General features: G+C 37.2%; 7 protein-coding genes. 3 read left to right on the top strand and 4 right to left on the bottom strand.

The window, feature by feature from the left end:
- Positions 1-249 precede the first annotated feature (249 nt).
- Both ACIQLB_RS12385 and ACIQLB_RS12380 read right to left on the bottom strand, forming a co-directional pair.
- Complete coding sequence (locus ACIQLB_RS12385) at positions 250-1,749, bottom strand: S-layer homology domain-containing protein (RefSeq protein WP_400725847.1); 1,500 nt, start codon at positions 1,747-1,749, stop codon at positions 250-252.
- A 694-nt stretch (positions 1,750-2,443) separates the two neighbouring features.
- Positions 2,444-5,500, bottom strand: coding sequence for an S-layer homology domain-containing protein (locus ACIQLB_RS12380; RefSeq protein WP_400725844.1), 3,057 nt, complete (start codon positions 5,498-5,500; stop codon positions 2,444-2,446).
- 661 nt (positions 5,501-6,161) lie between these two features.
- Here ACIQLB_RS12380 and ACIQLB_RS12375 point away from each other — a divergent pair.
- Positions 6,162-7,586 carry an MBOAT family O-acyltransferase gene (locus ACIQLB_RS12375; RefSeq protein ID WP_400725841.1) on the top strand — a complete coding sequence of 475 codons (1,425 nt, stop codon included), beginning with the start codon at positions 6,162-6,164 and terminating at the stop codon, positions 7,584-7,586.
- A 10-nt stretch (positions 7,587-7,596) separates the two neighbouring features.
- Positions 7,597-8,778, top strand: a complete 1,182-nt coding sequence (locus ACIQLB_RS12370; protein WP_400725838.1) for an alginate O-acetyltransferase AlgX-related protein — start codon at positions 7,597-7,599, stop codon at positions 8,776-8,778.
- Between the two features lie 140 nt (positions 8,779-8,918).
- On the opposite strand, the gene ACIQLB_RS12365 is transcribed toward ACIQLB_RS12370, so the two are convergent.
- Entirely contained in the window at positions 8,919-9,923 is a 1,005-nt protein-coding gene (locus ACIQLB_RS12365) for an acyltransferase family protein (RefSeq protein WP_400725835.1), read from the bottom strand.
- Between the two features lie 168 nt (positions 9,924-10,091).
- On the opposite strand from ACIQLB_RS12365, the gene ACIQLB_RS12360 reads away from it, so the two are divergent.
- Positions 10,092-10,379 (top strand): hypothetical protein, encoded by a 288-nt coding sequence (locus tag ACIQLB_RS12360; RefSeq protein ID WP_400725832.1) that lies wholly within the window; start codon positions 10,092-10,094, stop codon positions 10,377-10,379.
- A 145-nt stretch (positions 10,380-10,524) separates the two neighbouring features.
- Here the strand turns inward: ACIQLB_RS12360 and ACIQLB_RS12355 are convergent, their stop codons facing one another.
- Positions 10,525-14,232, bottom strand: a complete 3,708-nt coding sequence (locus tag ACIQLB_RS12355; protein ID WP_400725829.1) for a chitobiase/beta-hexosaminidase C-terminal domain-containing protein — start codon at positions 14,230-14,232, stop codon at positions 10,525-10,527.
- Positions 14,233-14,259: the final 27 nt, after the last annotated feature.

The following is a 14,259-nucleotide window of genomic DNA, read 5'->3' as shown; positions in this document are numbered from 1 at the left end:
AGGCAAAATTAAAAATGAGTCCGGTGCAATACCGAACTCATTTTACCCGAGCTGCCTAATGAAATAACCGTGTCTAACTTTTAGGGGTCACTTCATTGGGGAGGTTTTTGTGATGTTAGCGATTTTTTGATGTTTATCAGCGATTTATCTGGTTTTATCAGCGATTCTTCGATGTTTACCAGCGATTTACCTGGGTTTATCAGCGATTCTTCGATGTTTACCGGTGATGTTCTCTGTTCTATCGGTTTCTTAATTAAATGATGAATTCTCCATTTGTTCTTGAGTCACTATTTCATAATTCATTGCTGTTATACCACTTACATCGTGGATCATGCCATGTACATATAGTTTCTCACCATTTTCTCCATTTAGACGGACAGAAAACATAGCATTACCCTTTCCGACTCTTTTTACAGTGACGCCATCTGCTGAAAGCTCGACATCAACTATTTTATGATCATGCATTGCACCTGTGTATTGCTCAATTTTGAAATCTTTCACATTAAAGCCAATTTCACTTTTTGGAATGAACGCACTGCTTTTTTCAATTGCTGCTGTTGTATACAATTCATAGGCATCAGATTTTGCACGGATGCCTACTCGTACCGAATGCCCTTTATTATCAGATAGAGTCGCAATATAGTCACCTGCTTGTGATAACATTAGCTCATAGTTACCGCCCTTAGGAATCGTTTCTTCCGCCCAACCATCAAATTTATATGGCTTATAGTTGAAAACTTTATCACTAACAGCATGTCCATCAGCTGTAGTTAGCTGAATATTTTTCGGATTAAAGCCTAAATCTTGCTCTAAAAACAGCGCTGATCCTGGTGTCACTTCATCTGTTGGCTGACAGTTAATTTGTAATTTTCCATCTACTTTTGTTACATCAATTTTATATTTTTGCATGTCGACTATTTCATAATTTCCCTCATTATCGATATTGTAGCCAACAAGCATGAAATAGCCCGATCCCTCTCTTAACGCCTCCACCTTCACATCGTTATTTGTTCGAAGAAAGCGGAAGAATTCATGCTCTCCATCTGGTGCTAGATTGTCAGTAGAATAAGCATCAATATTAGTTGAAGTAAGCTCTTGTGCAATAAACGTTTGAATAACTCGTTTAGCCTGCATAGCTTCAATACGTTGAATAAATAACGCAAGCTGCGAACGATTGACAGTCTCTTTTAAACCAAAAGTAGTTGGTGTAATCCCCTTCGTTATATTATTTTCAAACAATGGAGCAACTGCGTAATAAGCATCCGAATATTTTTCAATATCCTTAAATGGTAATGTCTGACCAACTTCAATAGATTCTAAATGATATGCCGTTGTTAGCATTCGCGCTAATTGTTCACGTGTAATCGCTTGATTGACACCGAAGCTCCCATCTGCAAACTCTGAGATAATCCCTTCGTTTTCTAAGGCTGCAATTGCCCCATAATATTCATCGCTGGGCTTTACATCAGTAAATTGTGGGTCCCGTACATTTTTAGTATCCAACCCTAAAAGACCTGCTAAAATCTTCGATGCCTGTCCACGCGTCACATCAGCGAATGGCTTAAACGTACCATCTGCATAACCTTTAATAATTCCGCGTTCAGCTAAATTCTTTACCGCTACACCGTATTCCTTCGTGTAATCAACATCAGAAAATTTATCTGTTGCCTGCGCAGTCGGTACTACTACAATAGCACTTGTCGCTAGAGCAGCAACTAATGCCCCCTGAAATAAAGTATGCTTTCTCACCAGCTCAACCCCTTAACATATTTTGTCTATCATACTATTATAATACGTTTAAGGAAATCTAAATATTTCATAATCTTCTACTATAAAAAATCTTATTTTTCTAGTTCTATATCAAATGTTGGGGCGAGGCATTCTATGAAGTCTCATCTAATACCTTTAGCTGCTGTCTACTAAGTTCATCGGTTCGAGGTTATATCTGTTATTTCTGCTATTCTATCCGCGCTGGCCTTTCTTTCCGCTACCTTCGCCTTTCTATCCTTCACCCCGGCTCTTCCCAGCGGATTACTTTTTCAGTTACAAAGATAGGTTTGATATCTTCTACTTTATAAGAAGTGGGATCTTTTACAACTGAGAATTATTTAGAGTAAGAGCTTGCTTCGATTGCAGTGTTATCCTCTTTTATAAGCTTGAATGTTACATTCGCAATTGTTTTAGAAGCGCCTGCTTTGTATGTAACTGTGATTATTGTTATGTATTCTAGAATGTGTTGTTGAGCTTTTCTCCATGTTTTACTACAAATAGAAATAGCCCTACCATCTGTATTAAATGTTAGGGCTATAACTTTATTACATATACAAAAAATTACGGAGATTTCTCTCCATCAAAAAGCCTTGTGACCATAATGAAACAAAAAGTTTCATCTAATCACAAGGCTAAGTTACTAGTAAACTAGTTTATAGCGTAACGCTATTTATTAAGGTGCAGTAACAATAGTTACTTTTAATTCTTTAGTTGCGTTACCTACTTTAACTTTTAAAGTTACTTTAGCTTCTTTAACACCTGTATTTAATGAAGCTGTTGCAGCAGCAGTACCGTTACCAGTAATTTTAACATCTGTTACTTTTTCAGGTACGATTGTAACTGTATCTGCAACAAGTGCTGTGATTGCTTTGTTACCGTATTGGTCAACAGTTGCAACGTTTACTACTGCAGGTGCATCACCTGTAGATTTTAAGTTTGCTACAGTTGAACCAGAAACTAATGTAGCTTCTGTAATAGCTTTAGCTAGGTGGTAATCAGCTGTTGTTTCTGATGCTGTAAAGAAGAAATCTTGCGTTTTTTCAGCGTCAGCTGAAACAACGAATTTTTGTTCTAAGATTTCACCAGTAGCATTAATTGTTACTTTTAATGTGAACTCTGTATCTACTTTGTTAGCTGGTGTAGCTGAATCTGTGTTTAAAGCTGTGTCAGCAATATTTACTTTACCTGCAGTTACAGCTGTTGGTGAAGTAATTTTACCACCTTGTACTGTCGCAGTATATTCGCTGTCAGCAAGTGCTACTTTACCACCGTTTAGTAAACCGTTAACTGTAATATCTTTTTCTGCTCCTGCTTTTGTTTTACCAATTTCAGCAATTTCATAACCGTTGTATTCTGTACCATCAGTTACTTGTACTTTTACTTCTACAGCAGAATCAATTGTGCCATTTGGAGTTACAAGTGCCACATTTAATGTTGCAGTACCGTTTTTAAGAGCAGTTACTTGATTTGCATTTACTGATACTACATCTGAAGTTCCAACTAATGTTACTGTTACAGGTTCAGCAGAGTTTTTCATTTCACGACCGTATTGGTCTTCAATGATTAAGTGGTCTTTTGCTGTAATTGTAACTGGAGATTTAGCAGTTGAAATTACTAAAGGTTTTTTAAGTCCACGAACAACAGTTGGTACTGCTTTTGCTTTTACATCTACAGTAATAGTAGCAACTTTGTAAGTTGAAGTTTGGAATACTAATGCTTGTGTTCCAGCTGCTCCAAATGTTGTTTTGTAGTATACTTGGCCATCTTTTACTTCAAGAGCTGATTCAGCAACTGTAGTACCGCCAACTTTAATACCTTTGTTAGCATCAGCTAACACTTTTTTGTTAGTGATTACATTGCCTTCTTTATCAGTAACTGTTAATGGGATTAATGTAGATTCTTCAGCAACAGCGATTTCTGGTTGAGAAACAGAGATTGCATTAGTTGTAGAAGTTTCTGCAACTTTAACAGTATATTTAGCTGTTTGACCGTTAGTTGTTGAAATTAATAATACATCAGTATCACCAGCTTTTTTGATAGATGATAATGCAACTACTAATTTATCTTTATCGCCAATTTTAACTTTTGAAACAGTATTAGCGATTTCTAAGTTTGTAGTGTTTGTGTTTGTAATAACTAAACCTGTTGCTTTAGCAGCGTCTGTAATTTCTTTACCATATTGATCTTTAAGATTTAATACGATATATGCATCAGAAGCTTTAGAAGAATCATTTAAAGCTACTTCTTCACCTTTAGCGTTATAAACACCAGCTACTTCAATAGAAGAAACTGTAGATTCAGCAGATAATTTTACAGTTTTAGAAACTGATGTACCTGTAGCAGCATCAAATAATACTACTGGTACTAAATCACCGATTTTTTTGCCGTCAACAACAGCACCTGATAATTTAACTACACCTTTAGCTGAATCAGCAACTACAGTTGTGTTAGCATTATCATTTGTTTTTAAAGAAGTTGTTTTTGTAATATCTGTACCATATTGATCTTTAACTACATAACCAACAGTTGCAGTAGTACCAGCTTCGAAAGTACCGTCAGTTTTAACGGCTTTGTCAACTACAGCTACTTCGTCTAAGATTTCAATTGAAGTTACTTTTTGAGCTTCAATTTTAACATCGCTAGTTAATACTTTTTCAGTTAAACCAGATACGTTTACAGTGTAGTCAGCTGCTTGGAAGTTTGTAGCACCTACTAATTGAACTGATTTTTTGTCTTCAGACCAAGTAAGAGTTACGTTTTGTTTGAAAGTACCGCGTAATAATTCAACTGCAGCTTTAGAAGTATCTTCTATAGCTTTATTGAATTTAACTTCGATTGTTTTAGCGTTAATAGCTTTTACTGATTCTAATTTAGCTTCAGCTACTTTATATGTAACTTCAGCAGAATAAGTTTTTCCATCGATTTCAAACTCTACTTTAGTTTCTTTGTTTTCTGGAAGTGGAGTTGGTAATGTTACCGTGTGTGTTTTGTCATCAGAAAGTGTTACTTCTAATGTTGTTGCATCTACAACTTTAACTTCTTTAACAGTTAAAGGTGCTTCTCCAACGTTATCAATCGCACGACTTAAGAATGATGCAAATTGACCACGTGTTAATGAGTTTTTAGGATTGAACTGTTGTACATTTTTAACGTTTGTAATTTCAGCATATTCTAATGCGATGATTGCTTCACGATTTTCTGTAGCTGTAGCTTTGTCTAAATCAGTGATAACCGATTGGAAGTCAGCATCTTTGTATTCAGCTACTAAATCTACGTTATAAACAGTTTTGATAGCACGTACTAAAACAACTGCCATTTGCTCACGGCTCATGTTATTAGTGTGCATTAATTGGTTATTTGAGCCTTTGAATACGCCAGCATCTTTAACAAGTGCTGCATATTGTAATAACTCTTTGTCAGGTGTTGTTGTTGGTAAATCAGAGAAACGAGCTTCTGTTGCATAGTCTGCAGGAATTTCGTAATTTTCTGACACTAACCATTTCCCTAAGAACTTTGTTACATTACCGCGTGTAACAACAGCATTCGGTTTGAATGTGCCATCTGGGTAACCTGCTACGATTTTAGCGTCTGCTAATGCTAAGATAGCGTCCTTGTGGTCAGAGTTTTCAATATCAGAAAAGCTTGCTGCGCTTGCTGCTGGTACGATTGCTGATGCTACTAGGGCTGCTGAAGCTGCGCCTACAACCCATTTACTATATTTTTGTTTCATATGAAATTACCTCCTAGATAAATTAGCCAATATTTGTACTACGACTTCATTATAAGAGTACGAGATGGTAAATTTCAAAATGAAATACCTGGAATGAAAAATGTGGTAACACCTTAATTCTAAAGGGTTTTTAACCATATTTTGTGCAAATGTTGTTGTTGCTACCATCCTGAAAATTAACAGACAAACCTTACTGCCACAAGGAAAATATACCATCTTACCCATGTCATTTTTACCATCCAAAATTCAACAAAATTCGACTTTTAAACAATAATTGATTAAAAACCATTAGTGAACAATTCGTGAATTTACGTTACAATAAGGTAGGTAATTTATTCTTCTATTTCCTTGATTATATTAAAATTTTCCATAAGTTTTGTAGATTATCAGTTATTTGGAAGATTTCATAAGCAATTTTTCGTTCAGAAATTTTATGGTGATTGGCACTTTTTAATCAGCAATTATAGTGATGCGATCATCGATATTTGGTATTTTACAAACGATATTGGCTTTTTATCAGCGATCTCGTGGGGTTATCGGCGATTATTGGCTTTTTATCAGCGATTTTCTCGTGGTTATCAGCGATTATTGGCTTTTTATCAGCGATCTTTCGTAATACAATAATGGATAAAACAATTATTAGAGATGAGGATTTGAAGGAATGGTTTTTAGTAGCCTTATATTTTTATATGTCTTTTTACCATTAGTGCTCATTGTGTATTTCATCTCTCCGAAGATGTTACGCAACACAATTCTACTTTTGGCCAGCTTGTTCTTTTATGCATGGGGTGAACCGAAGTATGTACTATTAATGATGATTTCCATTTTGCTCAACTATATTTTGGGGATCGTCATTGAAAATACAGTTTCGCAGTCCAAACGAAAAGCGCTACTTTGGCTTGTTGTTGCGAGTAACTTGGCCATCTTAGGCTATTACAAATATGCCGGCTTTTTTGTGGACATTATTAATAACTACTTGGACAAGCCAATTGAATGGGAGGCTGTACCGCTTCCGATCGGTATTTCATTCTACACGTTCCAAGCACTTAGCTATGTTATCGATGTTTATCGAAAGGACGTAAAGGCGCAGCGCAATTTTTTAGATTTATCACTTTTCATTACACTGTTTCCACAGCTTGTGGCCGGACCGATCGTTCGTTATCAAACGGTAGCCGAACAAATTAAAAAGCGTCTTTCTACAGCTGAGGATTGGATGATTGGTACTCGTCGCTTTGTACAGGGCTTAGCTAAAAAAGTACTGATTGCGAATCCGATGGGCGAAGTCGCCGACCAGGTTTTCAGCATATCAGGTGGAGATTTAACAACAGGTACAGCTTGGATAGGGATCTTAGCTTACGCGTTACAAATCTATTTTGACTTCTCTGGCTATAGTGATATGGCCATTGGTTTAGCACGAATTTTCGGCTTCCATTTTGAAGAGAACTTTAATTATCCGTACATTGCACAGTCCGTAACAGACTTCTGGCGTCGTTGGCATATTTCGCTTAGCAGTTGGTTTAGAGATTATGTCTACTTCCCACTTGGAGGTAGCCGTGTTAGCCATGAATGGAAACTTTATCGAAACTTATTAATTGTTTGGACGTTAACGGGCTTTTGGCACGGGGCGAGCTGGACATTTATGGCATGGGGTTTTTATTACGGAATATTAATTTGCCTTGAAAAATGGGTGCTTTTAAAATGGTTGGAACGCATACCTCGTTTCTTACGCCATATTTATATTCTTATTATCGTTATGATTGGTTGGGTATTCTTTAGAGCGAATGACTTTACATATGCCTTTGGATTTATCAAGACGCTGTTTGGGCTATCCGATGCGGCACTATATAATTATGAAACGATTTTGCTTGTAAAGGACTATGCCGTGTATTTTGTAGTCGCGATCATATTCGCTATGCCAATTTATAGACTTTATCAAACGTGGAGCGAGCAAAAAGCGACGACTTCCCTATCATTTGATTGGAGTCTACGCCTTGTACAAACAATTTACTATGGGGCATTGTTGCTCTTTATTACAATGTTTTTAGTGAACGCAACACATAATCCATTCATTTACTTTAGATTCTAGGTGGGACAACATGCCAAAAATACAAATATATCTATTACCAATAACCTTTTTTTGCATCATTTTCGGTGGCTTCGTCGTGCATGTATTAACGGTGGATCGTCCACAATCTGAAATGGAGAACCGTCCGTTAGAATCTGCAAACCTTTCACCAAGCCTACATGAGATTTTTTCAGGGGCATGGTCGAAGCAAGTAGAAACATATATTTCCGATCAATTTCCTGCACGTGATACTTGGATGCGCAACTATGTTTACTTCCAACGTGCAATGGGGAAAACCTACTTAAACGATAAGTACGCAGTTGATGATAAAAGCGGTTGGATTATTTCCAAGCCCGCTGAAGCAAAATCTGATAAAGAGCTCGCTTCCTTCGCCTCTGATTTACAAAAGCTAAGCGAAGGGCTAGCTGAAAAAAATATTCCATTTACGTTTTACTCGCTACCAGCAAAGGCGACTTACTCACGTGAGCCAAGCCCAAGCTATATGCCTGATGACGCTGGAATTGCCAATAATGTGCGCCTACATGAGCTTGTTACTGCTGCAGGCGTAGACAATATTCGTCTCTATGATGAAATGAAGAACGACTTTTCTGCTGAACGTAACTTCTTCAAAACCGATCATCACTGGACAATACGCGGTGCATACTCAGGCTATCAGGCGCTAATGAAAACAATGAGCGAACGACTCGGCGAATCCATTAAGCCAATTCCATACGAGGAAGCTAATACTTATTGCTTAAAGAATAAGTTTGCTGGCTCCTGGAATAAAATTTTGTATATGACCGTCAATAACCACGATCAGATTTGTTACAACGAGCCTGCTTCTTTCGCAACACAATTTACAATTTACGACGGTACAATTGAGGATGGAGTCACGGCTCCGTACGACGCAGTATACGGCCGTGCCAAAAAAATGAGTCCTGATGCAGTCGTCAACTATGCTGATGCTTATAGCCGAGACTTTGCAGAACTCACAATCGTCAACAAACATTATGACATTGATAAACATATCGTCGTTATTAAAGATTCATACTTTAACACTATTCAATTTCATGTAGCAAGTCACTTTAAAGAGCTGACGATTTTAGACTTACGATACTTGGATAAAGATATTATTCCTTATTTACAAAGCATGCACCCTGACTACGTCGTGCTCGCTTACAATGACCGCAATTTAAAATTGATGCCAGAGTAGCGATGGTGCATATATTGACTTCTAGAGGCGGAGTTTGCTTTGCTAGCGGAGATACTTCAATCTTTAGCGGCGCAATTCACTATATTACCGGCAACACAAAAAAGCAGTGATTTCTATCATTAAAGAAATCACTGCTTTTCCTATGTGGCACGCTTTTTTACTCTCCCAACTACCCACTGACTAAATGGAAGCATAGAAATCAACTTCGTCACCGTAATACAAACGACTATCGTCCACAGCATGAGCAATGGCACTCGGACTAGCGTACTATTAAAATGGTCCACAAACCATCCTGTTGATAGACGCAGAACCTCCCAATGAATGAGATAGATCATAAACGCATATCGGCTCAGCAATTGAACTGTTCTCGTAGAAGGTATTGACTGTCCCCAGGCAATTACCATCAAAACAATACTAATGACAAGCGGTATTAAATCAAGTCGTCTCGAATGCGTCTCTGTATAACCGAGCAGCAGACGTACGTATAAAAAGACAGCAGATAACACGAACAACACAATCGTCGCATAACGATACTTTTTCGCAAGCGCAGCAATCTGCGTATAATACACACCCATCGCATATGCTATCGCAAAATAACCAAGCCAGCCCGTAAAGAGTACACGAAACATAATTACATTCTCTTCAAAAAATGGATATGGCAATGCAATCACTGAATGATGAATAAATGAAATCAGCACACATAACGATAAAAACCAAGCCATAGACCACTTAAAACGTTTCATCAACACAAAGACTACATATAGCTGCATAATGACCACAACAAACCAGCCTACAAACTCACTATAAACAACATTACGGACAAACTTATCCCATAATAAGCCCTTGCGGAAAATTACCTCCACAAGTATTGAATCAAGCATCGCCCATATTAAATAAGGTAGAAAAATAAATTGAATTCTATTCGACCAAAAATTACTCGGTATTTTATCCTGATAACGATTCGCCAAAATTAAAATAGACAACAAAATAAACGTCGGCGTCGCATAACAAAGCGCAATCCGTAAAAACAAATAAAACGTCTGCTCCGGTATTGCCCCAACCTCCATAATAATCCACGAAGAAGTGTGCAATAGTAAAATAGATAAACACGCTACCACACGCAGTAAATCCCACTCTTTAATCACTAAACATTCTCCTAGTATCTTTATATCTCTTTTAAGTCTGTCATAATTTGTCGATGAATGCAATGGTGATACTTGTAATCTAGTTTTCTATGCTATAATGGGAGGAATTATATTAAAGAGAGATAGATTAACAAAATAGATACATTTAATAGAAGAGAGGTGAAATCGATGGAGGAAGTTTTAAGCGAACTAAAGCAAATCAATCAACATCTTGATTCAATTGAAAATTGTCTTGAGTCAGTGGAAAGCCGTCTTGAGTCGGTTGAAAATCGTCTTGAAGTAGTAGCGTTTGAGCAACAACAAATCAAACAAGCTGTTTTAGAAACGAACGAAAAAGTAAACCCACTAGTAGCTATTCAAGAAAGCCAGCACCGCATTATTGAACTACTATCAGCCCGCTCAATCCAGCATGAGGCTGAGTTGAAACGAATGAGTGATCTACAAGTTGTTGTCTGAAAAGTTCCTTCATAAAAATTCGCATAAACAAACGCCACTTCAAATTAAACTTTGAAGTGGCGTTTTGAGCACTCTTCTACAGGAATATTAATAAGGAAGAAAATAATATCACAAGTTTAAATCACCATATTAATAGAACTCTCCATCACCAAATCTTCTCTACCCATTCAGGGTGGTCTATAAACGGATTTCGATTGCCTTGGATTTCGTAAATTCTTTCATTTCTTTGTTTTTCATATTCATCTACAGTATCTTGCTTGTGCCATTGTAAAAGAACAGAAAGTTTACCGTGATAAGGGGCTGGAGAACGCAAAGAAGGATCCACAATGGGATCCCCTTTCGAATTAGTAAATTTAATTTGCTCAGGTGCTGCACCCTTTTTATATATTATCGATTGTATATCTATATTTTCAGCGCCTCTGATTTCACTAACATATGGACCTTCAATAGTGATTGTTTTCACGATAGTTCCCTTTAAGTCAATAATCATCCCTGCTTTAACTGGACTAAGGATAACATCAGTCGTCTTAAAGCCTTCTCCATATAGCTCTGCATAGGCACCTTTAAGGAACACACCTTTTGGAATAACAGATTGAGCATCTAAATGCACTGCCACACTAGGTTTATTTATTGTCACTTTGTTCTTCTTGAAGTTCTTATAGTCATATACTATTTCAGGCTGAATTGGTTCAACAGTTGAACCTTTATTAACATCAATTTGAACCATGACAGGATCGTGGTCACTTGCACGACCCGCCATGTCCGTAAAATCTGCATTAATATGAAGAATATCGACATCCGTTTTTTCTGCCAGATTGTTTGACACTAAAATATGATCTAATACTTGTGAATTCCCTTGAAATACATATGTGTAACGATCTGAAGCATCCACTTTATTAATCATATTTGTCATCAATTGACCTTCATGGATTTTAAGAGCATCCGCAAATTGATAATCATTGAAATCACCTAAAGAAACAATATTTGCATTTGGATTTTTCGATTTAATGTCCCCAACAAAATTATAAACAATGTTGGCGATTTTTTTACGTTGCACTTCACTCCCATACTGTGGAGGCTGAATCGCACCAAATAAGGGAGTATCTCCAGTTTTTGAATTCCAATGATTTGCGATCACAATGACATCTTCACCTTGGAATTCAAATTGTGTAGCTAAAGGTTTGCGGCTACTTTTAAACGCTTCATTTGCTGGATCAATACGACCAGGGTTCAATGTTAATTTCCCATCTTTATAATCAACGGCTGTTGTGGCATCTCCTGCTGGGATACCTTCCTTCAGCTTCACTCGCTCTGGGTTATAAAGGAAGCCAACTCGAATATTCGCATCTGGTGCTCCACCGTCTTGATTGTTAATTGGATCGATATTAACATATTGATACTCGACACCACCTACACCTTTAATAGCGTCAATTAATCTTTGATAACTTTGATCCGCTTTTGAATCACCAGGAGATGGTCCGTTATTATCCTGCACCTCTGTTACACCAACAATATCAGGGCTGCCCATATCAATGCCAATTGCCCTTGCTAATTTTTTCGCTTTATCATCAGTAGTAGAAGTTTTGTTATTAGAGAAGTTCTCCAAATTGTACGAGGCAATTGTTAATTTATCTTCTGCCTTTTCTATCTTTGTTGTTTCTGGTAATGTATCTCCTTTTTCATAAGCTGCCTTCATCTCATCTAAAGAAGCATAGATTTTGAAGTTTTGATAGGAATAGCCAACAATTCCCGTAATTGGCCCTTTAAATTTATCACCCGTAGCAACCTCAAAATCACGTGCCGCTCCATTCGGTTCTAATCTAAATTGGATTCTGTTTGGATTTGCATTTTCCTTCTCATACAATACCCCACCGTGAATTGTATTCGTTGGTTCATCCTCAAGTACTGTTACTAAATCTCCATGCTCCTGTGGTGCTACCGCCTTCACGTTGCCAACTTCTACTCTCATGCCTTCGATACTTTCCCAAAAGTCAATAGCGTCGATTGTTGGGTTAAAAATTTCAAGCTGATCGCTGTCGATTTTACTAAAAGACATTTTTAACTTATCAATTTCAATTGCTTTTGGTAATGCTACACTACTTTTAATGACTTCTACTTTTCCATCTTGATCGTCACGCACATTAATTTGTGTTGTTTTTAAATCTGTTTGCTGCCTATCATCATAGCCATCGTAAGCATATTCGCTTACTTTACCTTTAACAGATACTAAATCCCCTACCTTTATTGGCCATGGTTTCTTTCCACTGTACAGAAATATTCCTTCAGAAGTATTCGGATCATGATCAGCTAATTCATCTGGTGTTTGAATCGTATAATACCAATTATTATTTAACGAAAATGAATAAGTGACGATTCCTTCAATTCCTTCAACTGTCTGACCATCAAATGGAGAAGAATGCCCTGCACCTTGAATATCATGAATTTGTAATTGATCTGTAATGCTATAATCAAATGTAGTTATATCGCTAAATGTGCCACCTTTCGCTTTAACGATTGTTTTTAAAGTAGTATTTTTTCTAATCTCAATTGGCATCTCATATTTAAGACTTTTATCAGTTGGCTGTGTGCCATCTAATGTGTAATAAATTTCTGCATCAGCTGTCGGTGTTGTTAAAGTAACTGTTGTTTTTCCAACAAACGTTCCACTTCCAGGAGATGCGTTTGCAGGCTTTAATGCCGAACTATCCACTACGATATCTGCTTTTGATCGCGGAATCACTTGATAGTCTTTATCGAACTGTTGAACAATACCAGTGATAGATTCATAGTTTGTACCAACAATTAAGCCAAGTGAATTTGTTTCATCTCGCACGAGGAAATTCGTTCCGTCACTTGCCGTAAAGTTTGCCCATCCAGCCCCTTGCTGAACATCAGTAAGCGTAACATTTTTCACGGTTACGAGCTGTGATTCGCAATCTTCATTTACTTGAGCACCTGTTACTACTTTTGGAGAAGGTACACCGACATTTTCAACTTTTTTAACGATTGTAGCACCATCTAATTGAAGCAACCCACGATAGTCAACTAACTTACCTTTTAAAATAACTTCATCACCGATAGACATCGCTAGACTAGTCGGTCTTACGGCAATGCCACCTGTTTCATCTTGGACAGAGAACGTATTTTTCAAGCCCGCTGCAACTCTACCTTTGATAGTTACCGTTTCACCTATCCCTTTATTCCGAGCCTCTCCAATTGAGAGAACTGTCGGTGCTTCAGGATCAACAGGTTCACCTGAATCGGTATCCATCACGTGCTGGCCTAAATTGGATGAATCGTCTACCGGATATGAATTCCATTCCAATGCTGCGTTAAAAGAATCATCAATAATTGTATCACCCGACAAGACTGAACTCTTTCTTACTAAAGTTACATCTTTAGCAAAATCTGTTGAAGAACCAACTTGTCCAATGGAATCGACTATTTCACCAGATTTCCTCAATACGATTGGATCATTTCCATTAAAATTAATAACGTTTATGTTTTCTAGATTTCCTTTTGCTTTAATGTTGGGAGCTGCATCTTTATGATATAAAACATAAGTAGCTCCGTTTTCTAGAGTACCTGTCAGACTCACTTTATTTTTCGCGGTAACTTCTCCATTCGTATGAAGCTCTAAAGTATAATTACTTAAATCAACCACGGCACCTGTACCATTATATATTTCAATTGCTTTATTGAAAGAACTCCCTTCAATATACTCTGAAATGATTAAATCCTTTGCAACTGTTTCAGCTTTTACAGAAAGAGGTGCTATTGGTGCGGCAACACTTGCGACTAGAGTTGTTACTAAAAAAGTATTTAAAGGCTTCTTCCAATTCTTCTTTGACATCTAGTCAATTCTCCTTTCAATTTTTAA

The organism is Lysinibacillus sp. NPDC092081 (genome assembly GCF_044755845.1).
Classification (GTDB): Bacteria; Bacillota; Bacilli; order Bacillales_A; family Planococcaceae; genus Lysinibacillus.
Note: the sequence above shows the minus strand (reverse complement) of the source record. Positions and strands in the feature narration are given on the sequence as shown.